Source organism: Pseudarthrobacter niigatensis, from assembly GCF_030812615.1.
GTDB lineage: Bacteria > Actinomycetota > Actinomycetes > Actinomycetales > Micrococcaceae > Arthrobacter > Arthrobacter niigatensis.
The window spans coordinates 591,282-612,842 of sequence record NZ_JAUSTB010000001.1; the positions used below are offsets into that span (position 1 = coordinate 591,282).

Annotated in this window: 17 protein-coding genes; 13 read left to right on the plus strand and 4 right to left on the minus strand. The window is 62.1% G+C overall.

From position 1 onward, the window contains the following. Positions 1-228 precede the first annotated feature (228 nt). Genes J2T23_RS02770 through J2T23_RS02785 form a run of 4 tightly spaced genes read right to left on the minus strand, consistent with a single transcriptional unit; the run spans position 229 to position 5,428 of the window. Positions 229-1,065, minus strand: a complete 837-nt coding sequence (locus tag J2T23_RS02770; protein ID WP_307356904.1) for an ATP-binding cassette domain-containing protein — start codon at positions 1,063-1,065, stop codon at positions 229-231. Further along, a complete protein-coding gene (locus J2T23_RS02775; protein ID WP_307356906.1) occupies positions 1,062-2,900 on the minus strand; it encodes a dipeptide/oligopeptide/nickel ABC transporter permease/ATP-binding protein in 1,839 nt (612 codons plus the stop codon). Before J2T23_RS02775 ends, J2T23_RS02770 begins: the two co-directional genes overlap by 4 nt. Beyond that, positions 2,897-3,838 (minus strand): ABC transporter permease, encoded by a 942-nt coding sequence (locus J2T23_RS02780; RefSeq protein ID WP_307356908.1) that lies wholly within the window; start codon positions 3,836-3,838, stop codon positions 2,897-2,899. Before J2T23_RS02780 ends, J2T23_RS02775 begins: the two co-directional genes overlap by 4 nt. Positions 3,839-3,898: 60 nt before the next feature. Next, positions 3,899-5,428 (minus strand): ABC transporter substrate-binding protein, encoded by a 1,530-nt coding sequence (locus tag J2T23_RS02785; RefSeq protein ID WP_307356910.1) that lies wholly within the window; start codon positions 5,426-5,428, stop codon positions 3,899-3,901. 275 nt (positions 5,429-5,703) lie between these two features. Between J2T23_RS02785 and J2T23_RS02790 the strand changes: the two genes are divergently transcribed. The 13 genes from J2T23_RS02790 (at position 5,704) to mobF (ending at position 21,399) form a co-directional block, all read left to right on the plus strand. Next, on the plus strand, positions 5,704-7,269 hold the full coding sequence (locus tag J2T23_RS02790) for a sulfatase family protein (RefSeq protein ID WP_307356912.1): 1,566 nt from the start codon (positions 5,704-5,706) through the stop codon (positions 7,267-7,269). A 5-nt stretch (positions 7,270-7,274) separates the two neighbouring features. Continuing rightward, positions 7,275-7,937: a PadR family transcriptional regulator gene (locus J2T23_RS02795; RefSeq protein WP_307356914.1), complete on the plus strand. Its 663-nt coding sequence runs from the start codon at positions 7,275-7,277 to the stop codon at positions 7,935-7,937. After that, positions 7,934-8,911 (plus strand): formylglycine-generating enzyme family protein, encoded by a 978-nt coding sequence (locus J2T23_RS02800; RefSeq protein WP_307356916.1) that lies wholly within the window; start codon positions 7,934-7,936, stop codon positions 8,909-8,911. The genes J2T23_RS02795 and J2T23_RS02800 overlap by 4 nt, the downstream gene beginning before the upstream one ends. A gap of 100 nt (positions 8,912-9,011) precedes the next feature. Beyond that, positions 9,012-9,770 (plus strand): sugar phosphate isomerase/epimerase family protein, encoded by a 759-nt coding sequence (locus J2T23_RS02805; RefSeq protein WP_307356918.1) that lies wholly within the window; start codon positions 9,012-9,014, stop codon positions 9,768-9,770. Continuing rightward, positions 9,767-10,894 carry a Gfo/Idh/MocA family protein gene (locus J2T23_RS02810; RefSeq protein ID WP_307356920.1) on the plus strand — a complete coding sequence of 376 codons (1,128 nt, stop codon included), beginning with the start codon at positions 9,767-9,769 and terminating at the stop codon, positions 10,892-10,894. Before J2T23_RS02805 ends, J2T23_RS02810 begins: the two co-directional genes overlap by 4 nt. Before the next feature lie 19 nt (positions 10,895-10,913). After that, positions 10,914-12,116 (plus strand): Gfo/Idh/MocA family protein, encoded by a 1,203-nt coding sequence (locus J2T23_RS02815; RefSeq protein WP_307356922.1) that lies wholly within the window; start codon positions 10,914-10,916, stop codon positions 12,114-12,116. Positions 12,117-12,118: 2 nt separating this feature from the next. Next, on the plus strand, positions 12,119-13,120 hold the full coding sequence (locus tag J2T23_RS02820) for a sugar phosphate isomerase/epimerase family protein (protein ID WP_307356924.1): 1,002 nt from the start codon (positions 12,119-12,121) through the stop codon (positions 13,118-13,120). 4 nt (positions 13,121-13,124) lie between these two features. After that, positions 13,125-13,916 (plus strand): polyphosphate--glucose phosphotransferase, encoded by a 792-nt coding sequence (gene ppgK, locus J2T23_RS02825; RefSeq protein ID WP_307356927.1) that lies wholly within the window; start codon positions 13,125-13,127, stop codon positions 13,914-13,916. A 312-nt stretch (positions 13,917-14,228) separates the two neighbouring features. After that, positions 14,229-14,741 carry an SRPBCC family protein gene (locus J2T23_RS02830; protein ID WP_307356929.1) on the plus strand — a complete coding sequence of 171 codons (513 nt, stop codon included), beginning with the start codon at positions 14,229-14,231 and terminating at the stop codon, positions 14,739-14,741. Between the two features lie 128 nt (positions 14,742-14,869). Continuing rightward, positions 14,870-15,763, plus strand: a complete 894-nt coding sequence (locus J2T23_RS02835) for an oxygenase MpaB family protein (protein ID WP_307356931.1) — start codon at positions 14,870-14,872, stop codon at positions 15,761-15,763. Then, on the plus strand, positions 15,750-16,232 hold the full coding sequence (locus J2T23_RS02840; RefSeq protein WP_141160678.1) for a hypothetical protein: 483 nt from the start codon (positions 15,750-15,752) through the stop codon (positions 16,230-16,232). The genes J2T23_RS02835 and J2T23_RS02840 overlap by 14 nt, the downstream gene beginning before the upstream one ends. Beyond that, positions 16,232-17,236 carry a hypothetical protein gene (locus J2T23_RS02845; RefSeq protein ID WP_307356934.1) on the plus strand — a complete coding sequence of 335 codons (1,005 nt, stop codon included), beginning with the start codon at positions 16,232-16,234 and terminating at the stop codon, positions 17,234-17,236. The genes J2T23_RS02840 and J2T23_RS02845 overlap by 1 nt, the downstream gene beginning before the upstream one ends. 608 nt (positions 17,237-17,844) lie before the next feature. Next, a complete protein-coding gene (gene mobF, locus J2T23_RS02850; RefSeq protein WP_307356936.1) occupies positions 17,845-21,399 on the plus strand; it encodes a MobF family relaxase in 3,555 nt (1,184 codons plus the stop codon). Positions 21,400-21,561 lie beyond the last annotated feature (162 nt).

The following is a 21,561-nucleotide window of genomic DNA, read 5'->3' on the forward strand; positions in this document are numbered from 1 at the left end:
TGCTGCCTATGACCCTCCCGATGCCTTGCATCCTGCGGTTCCTCACGATGATGAACGTGGTGTCCAGGTGGGCGGCTTCTGTGATCAGCGTGTCAGCGGCCCTGCCCCTGATGGCGTCGTACGTGACGGCTGGGGCACCTCCGAGGGAATTCGCACCGAGCCTGGTGACGTTCTCTGCGTTGTCCGTGTCAGAAACCGACGACTGTTCCGCTCACGTGATTCGTTCTCTTATGCGTTCTGGGTAGCAAGCAGCTGGCGGCGTTCTTCCCGGCGGAGTGCCTGCGCCTTTGGGTTTGCTACCGGCGCGGCGAAGAACAGGCGTTGCGTGTAGGGGTGCTGGGGCTGGCTGGTGACCTGGTCCCCGTCGCCGAATTCGACAATTTCGCCCCGGTACATCACCGCCACGCGGTGGCTGATGTGCCGGACGACCTCGAGGTCGTGGGAAACGAAGAGGTAGGCGACCTGGGTTTGTTCCTGGATGTCCTTGAACAGTTCCAGGACACGTGCCTGGGTCGAGAGGTCAAGGGCGGATACTGGCTCGTCGCAGACGATCAGCGCTGGTTTGAGCGCCAGCGCACGGGCGATGGCGATGCGCTGGCGCTGGCCGCCGGAGAACTCCCGCGGGAGGCGGTTTCCGGCGTCGGCCGGCAGGCGCACCATGTCGAAGAGGTCCTTGATGCGCTTGGACGATTCAGCCCGGGGGACCTTGCGGACATCAAGCGGTTCGGACAGGATCTGTTCCACCGTCAGGGAGGGGTTCAGGGACGTGTAGGGGTCCTGGAAAACGACCTGGATGTCGCTGGCTAGCCGGCGGCGGTCGGCGCGGTTGGCGTGGGAGATGTCCTCTCCGCGGAACAACACTTTGCCTTCGGTGACGGGAGCCAGGCCAAGGACGGCCCTGCCGAGCGTGGTCTTGCCCGATCCGGATTCGCCAACCAGACCTACGCACTCGCCTTTTTGGACATCGACGGAGACGCTGTGCAGTGCCCGGAAGGGTTTGCCGCGGAAGCCGTGGCCGGGGTATTCGACGGTGACGTTCTGGATGTCCAGCAGTGCTTCAGTCATCGGACTGCTCCATTCGGGGTTGGGACGGCGGTGCTTCCGGTGGTAACGAGGGGGCCGCGCGGTTCGGCGTCGCTGAGGATGGCGCCGAGGAGTTCCTGGGTGTAGGGGTGGCGCGGGGATTCGAAGATGGGCTCGGTGGGGCCGGTTTCGACGATCCGTCCGAGGCGCATGACGGATACGCGGTCACAAAGGTCGGCGACGACCCCAAAGTTGTGCGTTACCAGCACGACTGCCATCTGGAACTCGGACTGGAGATCGCGGAGCAGGTCCAGAACTTCGGCCTGGACGGTGACGTCCAGGGCGGTGGTGGGTTCGTCGGCAATCAGGAGGTCCGGGTTGCAGGAGATGGCCCCGGCGATCAGAACGCGCTGGGCCATGCCGCCGGAGACTTGGTGGGGGTAGGCGGCAAAGGTGCGTTCAGGGTTCGGGATGCCCACTCGTGCAAGCAGTCTCAGCGCACGCTCCTTGGCTTCTTTGGCTGTGATTCCAAGCTGGATGCGCATGGGCTCAACGAGTTGGCTGCCGATGGTGAATGACGGGTCCAGGTTGGACATGGGTTCCTGGGGGATGTAGGCGATGTTCCGCCCGCGCATCTTTTCCATATCCCGTGCGGGCGCCTTGGTGAGGTCTTTGCCCTGGAAATGGATGGAGCCGCCCACGATCTTGCCGCCTTCGGGCAGAAGCCGGAGGACTGACCATGCGGTCTGCGTCTTGCCTGAACCTGATTCGCCAACGAGGCCGTGTACCTCTCCCCTGCGGACTGTCAGGGAAACGTCATGGACGACCTTTTTGATGCCGCCATCGGGAGCAGGGTAACCCACGGAGAGGTTGGAGATTTCGAGGACGATTTCTCCTTCTGGAGCCGCCGGTTCCGGGTGCCGGATGATGTCCTCCACCGCCTTGACATCGGTCACGGCGGCTGTGGCTTTCTTCTTGCGGCCCTGTTTGCGGGGTGCGTTCGCGCGTTCGAGCTCGTCGCGCAGGCTGTTGGCGAGCAGGGTCAGGGAGATAAGGGTAAGGCCGATGGCCAGGGCGGGCCAGAGGATCAGCATCGGGGAGGTGTAGAGGTTGGTGAAGCCGTCGCTGAGCATCGAACCCCAGGTGGGGACATTGATGTCGCCCAGGCCAAGGAATTCCAGCCCCGACTGGACGGCCAGGGCGATACCACCGACGATGGCGGACTGGATCACGATCGGAGCGCGGACGACCGAGAGGATGTGGATGGCGATGATGCGGGCGTCGCTGAGTCCTGAGACGCGGGCGGCGTCGACGTAAAGTTCGTTCCGGACCGCGGTGACCGAGGCGTAGACCAGCCGGAAGAACGCCGGGGAGAGCATGACGCCGAAGATCAGCATCGACAGCCACAGCGAGGGTCCAACGACGGCGCGTGCTGCCAATAGGACGATGATGGTCGGCAGGGCCATCATCAGCGAGATCACCCAGGTCCAGAGGGTGTCGATCCACTTGCCAAAGTAGCCGGCCAGCAGCCCGCCGGTGACGCCGATGACCATTGCGGTCAGCAGTGCGACCAGGGCACCGGCGAGGCTGAACTGGGCGCCGAAAATCAACCGGGACAGCACATCCCGGCCTGCGCCGTCGGCGCCGAGCGGATTGTCCGCGCCAGGAGGGGCGAGGACGTTCTGGATGACAGCGTTGTTGGGATCGTGCGGGGCCAGGAACTGGGCAAATACCGCGGTGATCACGGCAATGGTCAGGAAGGCCATCGATGCGACGGCGAGGGGGTTGCGCAGTACCCGGCGGAACAGGGAAACCCTGGTGCCATCGCGGGGTGCGACGACGATCTCGGGGTCAGTGGTATGTGCAGGAGTTGTCATGACAGACGCACTTTCGGGTTGAGCCAGCCCTGGGCCAGGTCGACCAGGAGGTTGAAGACGATGACGATGACACCCGTTGAGACAAGCAAGCCCATGACGAGTGGGATATCACCCTGGGTTGTGGCTTGGACGGCTACTTGTCCCAGGCCGGGGATCGCAAAGACCTGCTCCACGATGACTGCTCCGCCGAGGAGCCCAACGAAGATGACGGCCAGGACTGCCAGGGCCGGGCCTGCGGCGTTGCGCAGGACGTGCTTGAGGATGACCGTCCGCTCGGGTATTCCGCGGCTGCGGAGGGTGCGGACGTAGTCGTTGCGAAGGGCGTCGATGACGGCGCCTCGGATCTGTTGAGTGACGTTGGCGATGCCACCCAGCGCCAGGGCAATCACCGGCAGGGTCACGGTCTTGAGCCATCCTGTGGGTGATTCTGTAAAGGGGACGTACCCTGTGGGGTCGAACCAGCCCAGGGTCAGCGCAAAGAACAGAACGAGGCCGACGGCGAAGAGGAATCCAGGGATGGCGTGGCCGAGGACGGCGAGCAGCTGGGCAAGCTTGTCGACCCATCCCCGTCTGGTCGCTGCGAGGACGCCAAGGACTACGGAGACGATAGCGACGACAAGTACGGTGCCGATGACAAGGGACAGGGTGACGGACAGCCGGGAGATGATGGCGGCCGACACCGTCTGGCCGCTGAACCATGAAGAGCCGAAGTCTCCGGAAAGGGCGTGGACTACCCAGTCGCCGTATTGGACCAGGACGGGACGGTCAAGGCCGAGTTCCTGTGCCTTCTGGGCGACAGTTTGGGCGTCCGCGGACTCGCCGAGAATCTTCCTGGCAATGTCACCGCCGCCCAGATACAGCAGCGTGAACCCGACGGTAGTAATGGCGGCGAGCATGACGATGCCGGTGAGCAGCCTTTTCACGATGAATGAAATCATGATGGTGATCTTTCAGTGGGTAGGGCTGCCGGGGGCTTGAGTCGGCCCCCGGCAGTGGTCCTATGCCTTGGGCGTGATGTTCCAGAGGTTGGGCCAGGCGTTGCCCTGGTTCAGTTCGACCTTCGTCTTTGCATTGGTGACGAAGAAGTTCGTGGGTGTGTACCACGGGGCGAACCAAGCCTGGTCAACGACGTACTTGTTCAGTTCCTTCAGAGCGGAGTCACGGTCAGCGCCCTCCGCGGTGCGGATTTTGGATACCAACGCATCCACCGTGGAATCCTGGTATTTGAAGGTGTTCCAGGTTGCTGTGGGGGCCAGAAGGTTGCTGATGAGCTGCCATTCGTTCGCGTCGCGCTGCAGCGTGAAGTATGACACCCCGTATTTCTTGGCCTGAAGGTCGGCGATGATGTTCTGTCCGACGTCGGTGTAGGAAACCTTAATCCCCACGTCGCCCAGCTGCTGCTGCAGCAGCGGCCACATCTGCTTTGGGAATCCCGGGGAGGTGGGGATGGTCAGGTCAAAGCCGTTGGGGTAGCCCGCCTTGGCGAGCAAGTCCTTGGCCTTGGCAGGATCGAACTTGTAGGTGTCGTTCAAGGACTTGTCGTAAGCCGGTGAGTCTTCACGGAAGACCTGGCCGGTCACTTCGCCGAAGCCCAGGCCCACGGCCTTGAGGAAGGCGTCCCGGTCGACGGCATAGTTAATGGCTTGCCGCACTTCGACCTTGCCCAGCGCCGGATTGCTTTGCCCGGCACGGTCAAACAGCATCAGGCCGGCGAAATTCAAATTGCTGCCGTTGTCGGTGAAGCCGGCGGCCTTTACCTGGGGAATGATGCTGACATCGTTGATTGCAGAGGCATCCAGTTGTTTGCCGCGCAGGGCGTTGAGCAATGAGGTCGAGTCGTTGTAGACGTTGATGGTCAGACTGTCGTACTTGACCGCGTCCGGGTTCCAGTACTTGGGGTTCTTGTCGAACTTGTACGACGTCCCGACAACACTGGAACCGGTATTAAGAATGTAGGGTCCGGAACCGACCGGGTTGGTCTGCACATCTGACTTGTCAAAAGCCGCGGGGCTTTCCTGCATGCCGGCAGCTTGGGCGAGGTAGATCAGGAACGCCGGATTCGCCTGCTTGAGCTTGATTTCCAGAGTGCTTTTGTCCTTGGCAGTGGCGTCTGCCAGATCCACGATCTTGCTCTTCTGGGGCGACGTTCCGTCCCGGAAGCGAAGAAGATTCTTAGCTGCGACATCGGCGGTGAACGCAGTGCCGTCGGTGAAGGTGACGTCATCACGCAGTTTCATCGTAAGGACTGTCTTATCTGCGTTGTAGTTCCATTCCGTAGCGAGGTTGGCTTCGACGTCCTTGCCGTTGGGCGAGGGCTTGAGGAGGCTGTCGTACACCGCCTGGAAGTACACCGACTGGTTGCCCCAGTTGATGTTCCGCGCTTCGAACGTTGCCGGGGGAATGATGTTGCCAACAACAAGGCTGGGGGATGATTTCGCCGCGCCGCTGGTCCCGCTGCTGCCACCGCATCCGGCCAGCGCCAGACCGGCGGCGATTGTGGCTGCAACGGCGGCCTTCTTAAAACGCATCATTACGTCCTTTCAGCTGTGGAGGCACCCAGCTGTTTCTCGCCGCAGTACCTTCCGCTCAGCATTGAGCAGTTACTCGAGAATGGCACAGTGTGAACCAGAACACAAGGCACCCGCTAGTTAACTTGTGAAATAGTTTCGACCGACCAAATCCGCACAAATACCTATTCAATGATTTCCACTAGTGCTATAAATGATGACATCAGCGGACCGTAGCGCGACCGGCGGCGACCGCACGCAGACTTCAGCGGCAACCAGCAGATTGGAATGGATCGATGAAGATCATCTATGTGGACGTGGACTCGCTCCGCCCCGACCACACCGGCGCCTATGGCTATGCCAGGAACATCACGCCCAACCTGGACGAGATGGCTAAGAGCAGCGTGGTCTTTGACCGGTATTACTGCTCAGACTCCCCGTGCCTGCCCTCCCGGACAGCGCTGACCAGCGGCCAGCATGGGATCACCAATGGTGTCATCGGGCACTTCGGCGACGATGCACGGTTCCGCCTTGATGCAGGCCATGCGCCGCATCCTCAGCGGCCGCTTCTGGGCCAGGCGCTGAACATGGCCGGCTACACGTGCGCGGCGGTCTCATCGTTCGCTGAACGGCACCGGGCGTATTACTTCATGGGCAACTTCAGGGAAAACGTCCAGGTTACCCCCGACATGGGCGACGAACCGGCAGACATGATCACTGATGCCGCCCTGGAGTGGATCGGGAAGCACCGGGACGTTGAAGACTGGTACCTCCACGTCACCTACTGGGACCCGCACACAGACTACCTGCAGGACGAGTCGTGGACACAGAAGGCCGCGGCTTCCGGCCCCGCGCCCGCCTGGCCTGACCAGGAGGCCATTGATGGCCACGCCGAGGTATACGGCGCACGCAGCGCCCTTGATCTCCACTACTCCGGGGGCCCGAAGAAATCCCGTGTCCCCCAGAACATGCCGGACGAGATCCGCACCCGGGCCGACTTCGAACACCTGATCAATGGCTACGACGGGGCCATCCATTTCTGGGATTCAGAGTTCGGCAGGCTTCGCCGGTCCATCGAGGAGATGGGACTGGCCGACGACGTCGCGATCATCGTCTCCTCGGATCACGGCGAATCCTTTGGCGAGCTTGGCCTCTACGCCGAACATGGCCTCGCCTCCGAACCTGTGCATCGCCTCCCCATGATCATCCACTGGCCGGGCATCACAGACCAACCAGGCGTAGCTGGCCGCCACAACGACGCACTGCTATACAACATTGACTACGCCCCGACGCTGCTGGACCTGTTGGGACTCCAGCAGCCGGAAAAGTGGCAAGGCGCCTCCTACGCCCCGGCCGTACGCGGAGAAGCCATCGAGTCGCGTCCCTACCTCGTCTGGGGACACGGGGCCCACACCTACCAGCGGGCAGTGCGCACCCGAGACCACCTGTACATCCGCACCTACCACCCAGGCTGTTTCCGGGCCGAACTCGAGTCCCTGTTCAACGTCACCGAGGACCCCTACCTCACGAAAAACCTGATCGATGCTGAGCATGTTCTCGCTGCCCAGATGCGGTCCAACCTCATGGAGTGGCTCGGATTCTATGCGGGAACGCCGGGAGCGCTTCCGGACCCGATGCAGGGAGCGCTTCAGGTAGGGCCTACCCTCTACAATCAGCCCAAGGACTACATGCAGCATCTTCGTAACACCGGTCGGGGTCACCTCGCCAAGCACCTTGAGGAACGTTTGAACCCCGGCAACTCGGCGACACACGTCTCCTGGCACGCGCAGGTGCCCATAAGCGAGGAAGATCGGACGGCAATGCGGAAGCGGTTTGCTGCAACAGTCATGGCGGAGGAGTAGGACAAATGGTGACCGTACCTGTCGAAAAAGTACCGGCGTTGAAGCGTTCCCGCGCCGAGACCGGGGCATCACTGGGCCGACTCGAGGTGATTCTTCTAAGTCTGCTGAGTACCAGCGCCCGCACCGGATACGACGTCCGCAAATGGCTTGACCTCCACGGTCCTTACGTTGGTTACAGCGCACAGACCTCCCAGATTTACCGCCAACTCGGCAAAATCGTGGACCGGGGATGGGCCACTCCGGTCCCCGACCCTCGGGATTCCGGACCGGACGCCAAGCTGTACGAAATAACCAACGAAGGCCGCCGGAAACTGCAGGAATGGATTGACTCCCCGTATGAACCCCCCATGCGGCCACTGGACCCTGATTTCCAGGTACGGCTTAAATTCGCGGGATCACAGAGCCCGGAAAAGGCTCTGGAACTCGTCCGGGCCGAACTGAGCTTCCGGCGCGAGCACCGCCAAAACCACCTTATTGTCATCGCTCTGGCAGAGGAAGACTTCGCCCCTGACGAGGATGAAGACGACCGGTACTGGCGGGAGGAACTCGTCAGGCTGCAGAGCGAGAGGGGCCTCTATATGGTCAACAGCCTGATGGCATGGCTCGAAGCGACGGAAGTGCGCTTGGAGGCCATGATCCGGCAACGGGACCTGACGAGGAAGCAATGATCCCCCTGACGTTGAGTGACTCCAGTGCAGGCCATGGCAAGAGCTGTTGCGCGCCGAAACGCGACTCAAGTGGAACGCCAGAGGCGGCTCAGACGCATACCCCGTCCACCGGATCACCCAAACTGACCCACGAGGACATTTCGCTGCCCGGCGGAACGTACACCATGGGAGATACCTTTGGCGAAGGATATCCCCGCGATGGTGAGTCACCCACCCACCAGGTCCACGTCGATTCATTCGCCATCGACGCCACAACGGTCACCAACAAGATGTTTGCTGCCTTCATGGCAGACTCCGGCTACCGTACCGAAGCCGAGGCTTTTGGCTCATCTGCTGTCTTCCACTTGCTCTCTACCTCCACAAAAGATGACATCCTCGGAGCCGCGGCAGGAGCACCGTGGTGGCTGAATATCCGTGGGGCCGACTGGGCGCATCCCACAGGACCTGACTCACACTGGGAGGCCATCCCGGATCATCCTGTTGTCCACGTATCGCACACCGATGCCCTTGCCTACTGTCATTGGGCTGGGCGTCGATTGCCCACCGAGGCGGAGTGGGAGTACGCTGCCCGCGGCGGCTTGGAAGGTATGCGGTATGCCTGGGGCAACGAGCTAACACCTAACGGTGAACACCGCTGCAACATCTGGCAAGGCAGCTTCCCCCAGAAGAACACAACCGACGATGGCTATCTGGGAACGGCGCCGGTGAAGGCTTTCCCACCCAACGGTTACGGCCTCTACGAAGTAGCGGGCAACGTTTGGGAGTGGTGCTCTGACTGGTTCCTGCCCAAGTACTACCGCAACTCACCAACCGATAACCCGCGAGGTCCCACTATCGGCGCCGGACGCGTCATGCGTGGCGGTTCCTACCTCTGTCACGATTCCTACTGCAACCGATACCGCGTGGCAGCACGCACGTCCAACACCCCGGAATCATCCAGCGGCAACTGCGGATTCCGTACCGTCGCGCTTTAGAGCGCCAAGCAACCCCAGGCAGGCCAGCTACCAGCGCGCCAGCACTTTCGCGCGCCACCATTACCCCTGGCTCCGCCCTACCCAAGAACAAGGAAAACCCATGTCCTATTCACTGCAGCTCTACACGCTCCGCACCGCCATGTCCGAGGACCTCGCCGGAACTATTAGGAAGGTTGCTGATATCGGTTTCACCCAGGTTGAGCCGTACAACTTCGTTGCCACGGCCAAGGAACTCGGCGCCGCCTTGAAGGAGAACGGCCTGACCGCCCCGTCCGGGCACGCGCCGCTGCTGAGCCAGGACCAGGACGAAATCTTCGCTGCGGCGAAGGAACTGGGCATCACCACTGTCATCGACCCCTACCTGCCGGCGGAGCACTGGCAGAACGCCGAGGACATCCAGGCCACTGCCGCAAAGCTCAACGCCGCCGCCAGGAAGGGCGCGGAGTACGGCATCCGTGTTGGCTACCACAACCACGCCTGGGAGCTGGAGTCCAGCATTGATGGCCGCACCGCGCTGGAGTATTTTGAAAGCCTGCTGGACCCGGAACTGGTCCTTGAAGTGGACACCTACTGGGCAGCCGTCGGTGGCCAGGACCCCGTGGAGCTGCTGGGCAGGCTCGGTGACCGGGTGAAGTTCATCCACATCAAGGACGGCCCGCTGACAAGGGACAACAAGGAACAGCAGCCGGCAGGCCAGGGCAAGGTACCGGTCCTGGATGTCATTGCCGCGGCAAAGTCCCTGGAGGTGGGCGTGGTGGAGTTCGACGACTACTCCGGCGACATCTTCGAGGGCATCGCCCAGAGCCTGGCCTTCCTCAACAACGCAGCCAACAGCACCACAGAAGGAGCCACCGCGTGAGCACCCCCGCAGCACCCTCTACACGCAAAGGACCGGTCGGCGTCGGCGTCATCGGCGCCGGGGTCATCAGCAAGCAGTACCTGGATAACCTCACCGCATTCCCGGACCTGAAAGTCCACGTCATTGCCGACCTCTTCGAAGAGGCCGCCGAGGCCCGCGCCAAGGAATACGGCATCGCCGAGTGGGGCGGGGTGGACAAGGCCCTGAACCATCCCGACGTCGAAATCATCGTCAACCTCACTATTCCCGCAGCCCATGTGGAGGTGGCCACCGCCGCCGTCAACGCCGGCAAGCACGTCTGGACCGAGAAGCCGTTCAGCCTGGACCGTGAATCCGGCCTGGGCCTGCTCAAGACCGCAGACTCGGCCGGCATCCGCCTCGGCTGCGCCCCCGACACCTTCCTCGGAGCCGGCATCCAGACCGCCCTGCGGCTGATCCAGCGCGGCGACATCGGCACCCCGCTGACGGCTATGACCACGTTCCAGACCCCTGGCCCGGAATCCTGGCACCCCAATCCCGCGTTCCTCTTCCAGCACGGCGCCGGACCGCTGTTCGACATGGGCCCGTACTACCTGACCACCCTGGTCCAGGCCTTCGGCTCCATCCGCAAGGTGGCCGCCGTCGGCTCCAAGGCCAAGGACGTGCGCGTCATCGGCTCCGGCCCCAAGGCCGGCGAGGAATTCACCGTCGAGGTACCCACCCACGTCTCAGCCATGGCCCAGTTCGAGTCGGGCGCTTCCTCGCACAGCGTCTTCTCCTTCGAGTCCCCCCGCACCCGGATGGGATTCGTGGAGATCACCGGGACCGAGGCCACGCTCTCCCTGCCGGACCCGAACTACTTCACCGGCGACATCAAACTCTGGCGCGCCGGCGACGAGGACTGGACCACCATCCCGGCCACGGGTCCGGCCAACGGCCGCGGCATGGGCGTGCTGGACATGGCCCGGTCCCTCCGCGCCGGCGTCCCGCACCGTGCCACCGGCAACCTGGCCTACCACGTGCTGGACACCATGGTTTCCATCAGCGAGTCCATCGACGCCGGCACGTTCGTCGACGTCGACAGCTCAGCCCCGGCATCCTCCCCCATCCCGGAGGACTGGGCCCCGGAAACCGCCACCCTCTGACAGGCAGCAGGAACGCATCATGAGCACACCCGCACACCCATCCGAATCCACGCCCTCCCGACGGTCCGGCCGCCCGTTGGGGGTTGCCGCCATCGGCTACGCCTTCATGGGCAAAGCCCATTCCAACGCGTGGCGGAACGTGGCCAGCTTCTTCGACGTCCCGGCCTTCGAGCAGAAGGTCCTGGTGGGCCGGGACGCCACCGCGGTGGCCGAAGCAGCCGCCAGGTATGGCTGGGCCGAGTCCGCCACCGACTGGCGGTCAGTCATCAACCGCGACGACATCCATATCATCGACATCTGCGCACCCGGCTGGATGCACGCCGAGATTGCCATCGCCGCCCTGGAGGCCGGCAAGCACGTCCTGGTCGAAAAGCCGCTCGCGAACACGCTGGCCGAGGCCGAACTCATGACCGCCGCCGCCGCCAAGGCCCGCGCCAGGGGCGTGCAGTCCATGATCGGTTTCAACTACCGCCGCGTCCCTGCCCTGGCCCTCGCCAGGGAACTCATCAGCGAAGGCCGGCTCGGCACGGTCCGGCACGTCCGCGCCGCCTACCTCCAGGACTGGCTCTCCGACGCCCAGGCACCCATGACCTGGCGGCTGCGCAAGGAAACCGCCGGCTCCGGCGCCTTGGGCGACATCGCATCCCACGCCATCGACCAAATCCAGTTCCTGACCGGCCAGGCCGTCATGGAAGCATCAGGTACGTTGAAGACGTTTGTCACACAGCGGCCGGGCGATCAAGGTATGGAAAACGTCACTGTCGATGACGCTGCATGGGCCACGCTATGGCTCACCGGCGATATGGGTGCTTCTGTCGAAGCCTCTCGGGTGGCCACTGGACAGAAGAATTCTATGCAGATCGAGATCTATGGCACCAAAGGTTCCCTGACCTTCGACTTGGAAAACCTCAATGAGCTCGGCTTCCTGGACGCCACCCTCCCGTCCCGCGAACAGGGCTTCCGCCGGATCCTGGTCAACGAACCCGAGCACCCCTACCTCGCCGCCTGGTGGCCGCAGGGCCACATCATCGGCTGGGAACACACCTTCACCCACCAGGTCCGCGACTTCCTGCTGGCCATCAAGGACGGAACGCAGCCCTCGCCGTCGTTCGAGGAAGGCCTGCAGGTTCAGCGTGTCCTGGCGTCAGTCGAGGAATCCGCCAGCAACAGGAGTGTTCTCACCCCCGTGCACGCCAAGTCACTCGTCGCAGAAGGAGCCTGACCATGCCCCGCCCGTTTACCCTGTTCACCGGCCAGTGGGCCGACCTGCCCTTCGAGGAAGTCGCACGCCTGGCCTCCGGCTGGGGCTACGACGGCCTCGAAATCGCCGTCTCCGGCGACCACCTCGACGCCTGGCGCTGGGACGAACCCGGCTACATCGACTCCAAACTCGCCATCCTGGACAAGTACAACCTCAAAGTCTGGGCCATCTCCAACCACCTCACCGGCCAAGCCGTCTGCGATGACCCCATCGACTTCCGCCACGAAGCCATCGTCCGCGCCAAAGTCTGGGGCGACGGCGACCCCGAAGGCGTCCGCCAACGCGCCGCCGAAGAAATGAAGCACACCGCCCGGCTCGCCAAAGCCCTCGGCGTGGACACCGTCGTCGGGTTCACCGGCTCCTCCATCTGGCAATACGTCGCCATGTTCCCGCCCGTCCCCGAAAAAACCATCGACGCCGGCTACCAGGACTTCGCCGACCGCTGGAACCCCATCCTGGACGTCTTCGACGAACACGGCATCCGGTTCGCCCACGAAGTCCACCCCAGCGAGATCGCCTACGACTACTGGACCACCCACCGCACCCTCGACGCCATCGGCCACCGCGAAGCGTTCGGCCTGAACTGGGACCCCTCCCACATGATGTGGCAAGGCATGGACCCCGTCTCCTTCATATGGGACTTCAAAGACCGGATCTACCACGTCGACTGCAAAGACACCAAGATCCGCCAAACCGGACGCAACACCGTCCTGGGCTCCCACCTGCCCTGGGGCGACCCCCGCCGCGGCTGGGACTTCGTCTCCGCAGGCCGCGGCGACGTCCCCTGGGAAGCCTCCTTCCGCGCCCTGGCCGCCATCGGCTACAACGGCCCCATCAGCATCGAATGGGAAGACGCCGGCATGGACCGCCTCCACGGCGCCCCCGAAGCCCTCGCAGCCCTCAAGAAATACGACTTCCCCGCCTCCCAAACGTCCTTCGACGCCGCCTTCAGCAGCAAGGACTGAACACGTGACCGCACCGTTCACAATTGGCATCGACATCGGAGGCACCGGGATTAAGGGCGGCATTGCCGACCTCACAGCCGGTCGCCTTGAAGGAGATATCGTACGCGTCCAAACGCCACTTCCGGCGACACCAAATGCTGTTGCTGATGCAGTCTCAAAAGTCGTCCAGCAGTTGGAAAGGCAGATGGAAGGACGCAGGGCGGCGGCGATAGGGGTTACATATCCTGGAGTCATCCAGGACGGAGTTTCCCGGTCAGCGGCAAACTTGGACCCTTCATGGGTTGGCTGCGATATTCAAACCCTTTTCGCTAACCGTCTTCAACGGACGGTCGAAGTCATCAACGATGCCGACGCTGCTGTATTAGCCGAGGTGACCTACGGAGCCGGGAAAGGCGTTAGTGGAATCGTTCTAGTAATCACGCTCGGAACAGGAATCGGGTCCGCCTTGGTATTCGACGGAAAACTCGTGCCCAACTCCGAACTGGGGCATCTTGAGCTCGATGGCTCTGACGCTGAAACCAAAGCCTCAGCCGTGGCCCGTGAGAGAAACGAACTGAGCTGGGAAGAATACAGTGTCGTTCTTCAACGCTACTTCTCCCATATCGAGTTCATTTTCTCCCCCGACCTGTTCATCGTGGGCGGGGGGATCTCGGCCTGCGCCGATGAGTACCTTCCCAACTTGAGACTGAATGCCCCGATCGTCCCCGCTCGACTTAGGAACAATGCTGGCATCATAGGCGCGGCCCTTCGGGTGTCAGTACACCAAACCTTTGCGCCGGAACCCAATGTGATCTAAGAACTGCTAGAGGCATCTTCGGAGGGACTCCGGTCTGCAGTTCAGTGCGGCTTCAACCGAAAAAGGCCTCCTTACGTGTTGAGGAAAGTACACCCCAACCTGACGTCAGGCAGCGGCGAAAAGCGCGTCAGAATAGGGTTCGAAAGGCTGTTCCTGCACATGCCAACTGTTGAGTCTTAGAGTCCTACCTGACAACCAGCCCGAAGCACAGAGTTATGCTCGACGAGGCCGGAGACGTCGAAAATGCCTTCCTTGCTTGCCTCGCGAAGCCGGTGGAGCAGTGCGTGCTGGAGTTGGTGCCAAGATATTCATATGCAGCCGCGCCTCTTCGACCTCAGCTCTACATGGCAGCTCCCCGCCTCGCCCGAAAAGGTGTGGGCCGTGATCGCAGACACCGATATGAGTTGGCCCCAGTGGTGGCCGCACTGCACCTTCGCTGCGCCGCTTGAGCGAACCGAAGCGCCGAGCGAGGGTCAGGAGGAAATCCTGAAGGCCACCACAGCCCACCTCAACTTCAAGGCGTTCCTGGGTTACACGCTCACCATCACAATCCACCCCACGAAAGTCGCCGCGCCTCATGAAATAGAGTTCGACGCCGGGGGGCACTTGCAGGGCACAGGGCGGGTCACGCTGGTCCCCCAAGAGCAAGACGATGCAACGCGTATGGACATAGAGTGGCGCGTACGGCCTACCCAACGCTGGATGCACGTACTGACACCGGTTGCCGCTCCGGCCTTCGTAGCAGCACATGCCCTGATGATGCGGCAGGGGGAAAAGGGCTTGCAGCGGGAACTGGCCAACAACCGCGCCGAGAAACCTGCGTAGACCCGTCTACATTCACCTAGCCAGCTGAGGACAACAGTTCTAGGATGTAAGCAAGTTAGCCGAGCTGGGGAGCCTTCGTAGCCCACAGTTCGAGTGTGCAGTAGCAAGCATTATGAACGGGGGCCACGATGAAGATTCATCCCACCCTCGCTGATAGCCTCCGGCGCCAGGAGAGCCCTTCCTCGAACGACTGGGAAACGACCTTCCGCACCATGGTCCTCTACGATCTGGCGGCAGACATGGAGCTTGGCTTCTTCCTCGCGTACTACCGCAACTTCGCTATCCCAAGCATCGCGGCCACTCTCTACCGGAACGGCGAAATCCAGGAGCGTCCCATGAAGCGCTCTTACGACACTGCAATCGTCATTTACGAGCTCATCGCAAGCGGCCTCGATAGCGACCGGGGAGAGCACATGGTCGCCCTGCTCAATCGCGCTCACCGCAACGTCCCCGGCAGCGCGGACGATTACCTCTACGTCCTTCTGACCCTGCTGGTCGTCCCGGTTCGCTGGGCCCAGCAGCATGCGTGGCGCCCGCCCACAGGAGCAGAGCTAACCGCTGCAGCCCGTTTTTTCGCAGAGTTGGGATCCCGGATGAACGTAAAGGGTATGCCGGAGACCTATGCCGAAGCGGAGCGTTTCTTCGACCAATACGAGGCAACCCATGTCTCTGCATCGATTGAAGGCCAAAAGCTGATGGACGCGACAGTTCAGGTCTTTCAGAGCCGTCTGCCGCTTCCTCTACGACCCTTCGCTGCAAGAATGATCAGTGTAATGCTTGCTGATGACCGGCTCGTTGGCGCCCTCGGGCTCCCCCGCAGCGGCCGAGGCTCCCGAGCCACCCTGGGAATTATTCTGGCAGTCCGCAACGCCCTCCACCGCCGGCTGCCGTTGCAGCGAAAGCCTCATTTCACGCCAGGAAAGGCCGGCTCGTCTTTGTACCCGGGCGGCTACTCGCTCGATCAAATCGGCCCCGTCAAGGTCCCTGACCCGTCAACCTTCCAAAGCCATGAACTATCGTGAAGCTCGAAAAGTAGCCCGCAAGGCCGAGAAAGGCTTTGGGTTGCCCAAGGCGCCAACGCTCCAGCTCATTCAGGACAAACTGGAACGGCAAAGAAGCCGCCCCATCATTGTCGATGAACTGCCTGGCCTATCCGGATCGGAACTCTGCGGCGTGTGGCTAATCTGCGCGGACCGGGACATCGTGTTGCATGCCCCCGTGAAGTCGGCCTGGCACCGGCAGCAAATCGTCCTTCACGAGTTCAGCCACATGATTCTCTGTCATGACCTCGAAGAAACTAGCGCAGACCTTGCCGCGACCTTCCTGCCTGACCTAAGCCAGGACGTACTCCGCGTGCTCGGACGCAGCAGCTACACAGACGGCGCAGAGCTCATGGCTGAAGTCTTGGCCGACCAACTCGCTACTCGGATCATCAACAGCGACGTCGATGCCATGCCCGAGCCCTTGGCATTTCGACAAGTATTCGGCTGATGGAAGCGGTCCCTACCGCCGCACTCTGGGTCCTGACCGTTCTCAGACTTCCAACAGCGCTCGATGCTCACCGTGGAAGCGTCTTCCGCGCCACTATCCTCGCTGCGATCGCCTGTACCCTTTATGTCCCAGCGGTTTACTACACCGTCGATCCATTACTTGGCGGACACAACCGCGTCGGGCTGGTTACCCTCTTGTCCTTGCTCCTGGGGTTCTGGCAGTTTCGCACGGCGATTCTGCTGGCAGCGGTTACAGATACAGAAGTACAACGGCGGCAGCTCGTCTTGGGCAGATTCGCTGCTGCCGCCGTGTGCACCACAGTGACGGCCGGGTTTCTCGCCAGCCGCGTCGATGGCACCGATCCCAACTTGCCGCTGACCTACGCTGACCAGCCCGGGATGGCAGTCTTCCTCTGGACAGGCTCTGCTTTCATCATGTGGGTCTGCCTCGACATAGCCCGGGTCTGCCGCAGCAACGTCCCGCACATGCACGCACCGGCCTTCCGGTCGGCTTTTTCCCTCATCGCAGCGGGATGCGTCCTCTTCGCGCTTGTCCTGCTGGACCGGCTGATCTATGGCGCTGTGATTGCAGCTGAGGGCGCCGACAGTCAAACAGCTGCCGCACTGACGGGCTTCTACTGGATCGGAGAGACGGCTGCTGTGCTCCTGGTCAGTCTTGGACTGCTTCTCCCCCGCATAGCGGGACGCCTCCGGCAGGGCATCTTCGCGCTGCGGGCAAGGCTACTTCTCATGCAGATCAAGCCAATTTGGAGTGACGTTACAAGTTGCCAGCGTGAGCTGGTCCTGCAGGACCACCGCCCCGCTTTGCTCGTGTTCTTCTCCCGCCACGCGGAAACCCAGCTTCACCGGCATTTAGTCGAAATCCTAGACTGTGAATTGGCGAGTCCCCTAGCCCGCGAGCGCCTCAACGAACACCACTTGTCGGTAGTCGAACGCGCCGAGCTCTTACTCGAGAGCCGCTCCACTCCCCACCTTCCTCGCTAGAATCCAGCCCTCACACCTCTGGCATCCAAGGCGCCAGCGTTAGATGCCCGTCACGGTCAGTCATGTCGCCCCGCTGAGCCTCACTGATGAATCAACGTGAACCATAAGAATTGCGAAGAGTGCCGTACCGCTTTCGAAGCGTCGAGGAGGAGCCAACGATTCTGCTCTAAACGTTGCGCAAACAGGCACCGGAGCCGTCGCCACCGAAACGCCGTTCGACCTTCCACGGTGCCGGCAACAACTTTGAGCGCGCCCCACCTCAAAGCCCAACTGCAGGCTGCGAAGCGTCATCTGGAATCCGAGAGGGTCTCCTGCGAGCGCCAACGCCAAAACATCCAGTCCAAGCTCCGCTCCCAAGCCGCAGAGATCGACAGGCTCGAAGCCGAAAGTTCGGAACAGCGACTGAGCATCAACCTCCTCCAGTCGGAGGTCGCACGCCTCAAACGAGCTCAGCGGACTAATGTCCAAGACCTTGCCCACACCGCTGCTTTGCTTGTCTCAATCTCCCGCGCCAAGGGAGTGGCTCTTGACGTCCGAACCTTGGACATCCTTCGACGGCGGGGATGGGATCCAGGCAGACAGCAGGCAGGGGCACCTCGACTGTGACCATGTCTATCGCGCGTCTGTCTGCCCAGTCGGGTCTGCGCTACCTGTTCAAGACGACCATGACGGATGACGTTTCCGTTTCTCCCTCGAACTCAACCACGTATTACATGAAGGCGGGCACACCCCAGGGTCATTGGATTGGCGGCGGACTAAACGGCATCAGCAAAACGCTTGGTGACGTCGTCACGGAAATCGACGCAAAAGCGGTTTTTGATTTGGCGTTGCATCCGCAGACCGGCACTCCCCTGGGCAGGCCGCATGCCCGACCTGCCGCTGTCGAGAACAAGGCCGGCCAATCAGCTCAACGGCATGCGGTGGTTGGCTTCGACCTGACGTTCAGCGTGCCGAAGTCGGTGTCCGTACTCTGGGCGCTGAGCCCGCACAGCAAGCAGCAGCAGATCCTGCGAACCCATCATGATGCGGTGGAGGCAACCCTTGCGTGGCTGGAAAAGAACGTCATCCACACAAGGGCCGGCCGTAACGGCGTCGCCCACATCGGTACGCGCGGGGCTGTTGCCGCAGCCTTCGATCACTGGGAATCACGCACCGGAGATCCGCAGCTCCACACCCATCTGGTTATCGCCAACCGCACACAGCGCGCCACCGACGGAGCCTGGGTCACCCTCGACTCCCGTGCTCTCTATAAAGCAGTGGTCGCGGCGAGCGAACACTACAACGGCCTGCTGTTCGACGCCCTCCAACGGGACCTTGGGTGCGACCCCGAGATCCGCGCTTCCCTCACCAAAACGCACAACCCCAGCCAACAGCTCACGGGGATCGATGAAGAACTCCTCAGCGAATTCTCCAATCGCTCCCGCCTCATCGACTTGGAAACTGATCGTCTTGTGGCAGCGTGGACCAAGGATCACGGCCAGACTCCATCGGCTACGACCACCATCAAACTCCGCCAGCAGGCAACCCTTTCTACTCGCGCCCCGAAGCCCGAGAGTCCCACAGCACTGCACCAGCTCTCTGAACAATGGCAGGCTCGAGCAATTGCCAAAGGTTTTCAGCCCTCTGACGTCCTCGCCCACACCATCAACCGCTCCCGCGTCGCCCCTTTTACCTTCCTGGACTTCACTCCCGACTGGACCTCCGCTGTCGCGACCATCGCCAGGGAACGGGTTGCCGAAAAACGCTCAACCTGGAACCGTTGGAACCTACTTGCAGAAGCGGAGAGAGTCTGCACCCAAATCCGCTGCAGCACCTCATCAGACCGGGCCGCTCTGATAGATGCAGTCGCCACCGCTGCCGAAGAACAGTCAGTGCCCCTGAACGAGTACCGCTACTCCCTTCCACCGAACGGTGGCCCGGACCTGCAGCTCAACCAGCGGAGCGTTTTCGACTTCCATGGGTCACGCCTCTACACCGACGCTTCAACACTCGCTTGCGAAGACGCCATCATGACAGCAAGGAAGGACAACGGCGGACCGGCTGTCCGCCCATCAGTCGTCATGGATTCGCTGGACAGCGGCCGGCGACAGCAGGTGCCGAGGCTGCATACCGATCAGCGTGCGGCCGTTGCCGACGTCGCCCTCAGCCGAAACCGGCTGGATGCCATCGTCGGCCCGGCCGGAACGGGGAAGACCACGACGCTGGGCGCCGTGAAGGCTGTTTGGGAAGCCGAGCACGGAGCTGGGAGCGTCATTGGGCTCGCTCCAGCTGCGGCGAGCGCAGCGGTGCTGAGCCACGAACTACGCATAACCACCGAGAACGTCGCCAAGTGGCTGCACGAGTCAATGGGTCAGAGTGCAGCTACGAGGGGTGAACGTTTCTTCCACATTCAGGAACTCCTGGGGGCATCCAATTGCAACGACCGCCGGAGCATTGCGTTCGCCCAGGAAGCTGCTCAGCTGGCCGCAACCCAACAGCGCTGGTGCTTCCACCCGAATCAACTCGTCATCATTGACGAAGCGTCCATGGTGTCCACCTTTCAGCTTGCTGCCCTCGTGCAACAAGCAACGGAAGCTGGGGCCAAAATCCTCCTGGTGGGAGACCCAGGCCAGTTGGACGCAATCGACGCTGGCGGCGTCCTCGGCTGGCTGGACCGCCAGGGATTAGCGACGCGCCTCAGGACTATCTGGAGGTTCCATGAGGAGTGGGAGCGCTCATCGTCCCTCAAGCTGCGGGCGGGAGACTACTCAGCGATCGAGGACTACGAGCAGCATCGGCGGATCCGGCACGGCTCCTACCTAAGCATGCTGGACCAGGCGTACCTTGCGTGGCAGACCGATATGCAGTCGGGTAAGTCGTCCATCCTGATTGCCGCAGACAACGAGACGGTCAGCATGCTCAACGAGCGGGCTCGAGCAGACCTGGTGGCCCAGGGAGTTGTGGATGCAGAGCTGGCAGCTCAACTCGCCGACGGCTTGCAGGCCGGTTCCGGTGACACCATCATCGCCCGCGGCAACAATCGCCAGCTCATCGACAGCGAAGACGAATTTGTCCGAAACGGGACACTGTTCGACGTCAGAGCGGTCAACAGGCACGACGGCTCAATTCTCGCGGTGCGGAGGGAGACTGGGGCGAGCGTCGTACTCCCCCGGACCTATCTTGAGACGTCCGTTGAGCTCGGCTACGCGACTACCGCCCACCGGTCCCAAGGCCTTACGGTTGATACCGGGCACACAGTGGTCACCCAAGGACGGTTGACCCGCGAGCTGCTCTACGTGAGCATGACGCGCGGCCGGTCCGGGAACGTCGCATATGTCAGCGAGGGCGACGACTCAGAACACCAAGCCGTCGACCCCTCGCTGCAGCTGTCGTGGCGCAGCATTCTCGGTGAGATATTGGCCGCAGAGGGTGCCGAGCGGACTGCCCACGAGGTCCGCGAAGCAGAGAGCAGGAAGGCGGACAACCTTGAACGGCTGTATGCCGAGTACGATTACCTCGCGCAGATTGCTGCCGGTGAGGACCTCAGACGCTGTCTGGGAAAGCGTGCCCCGCTCGCAGTGCAGGAACTAAGCGCGTCACCGTCGTGGGGCGCTGCAGTTGCCGCCTGGCGAAAGGCCACTGCGATCGGCCGTCACGGCGCTGAGCACGTCATGGAGCAAACCCTGCAGGACAGCCATTCAGCTCATGACCCGTTAGCCCTCCTCAGCGCGCGACTTCGTCGCTACACGAGAGGAACACCGACGGCGGCGATCGACCCTTTGCACGAGTCGTTCTCTGCTCTGGGACCCGAGTTGGCAGACATGATCGCCCAGCTCCGCGAACGGATCCGGCGAAGGACCGAAACTGTCACACGGGCTGCCCTGATGCAGGATGTTCCGTGGAAGGATGAGCTCACTGCAGCCGTCGGTGGGACAGAATCCTTCGGCCGGCTAGTTCGTCAAGTTGCCCTGTTTAGGGACAGATGGGGAATCTACGATTCTCATCTGCCGTTGGGAGCTGCCCCGGCGGACTACGAGTGGGAACAGCTGCACGAGCGGGAAAAAATTCAGAACGCAATTAGTAGCGCCGGAAACTGCCAGGCTGGCCCTCACCAAGGGGTGACTCCATCAGAAACGCATCGATTCCAGCACGTCGTCCTTACGAGTTCCGGCTGGCAGATCTAAGCTGGTGTAAGAGGCGAAACATTGGTCGTGAACCCAGCGGTGAAACCGAGAGTTGCGACAGCCGGGTTGGTACTGGCCAGCGTGGCTGTTCTATCCGCGACTGTCCTTTCTCTGGTTCTCCTGCCCTCCGCCGGCGCCCCCTTCTTTGAAAAGTTAGTGGGC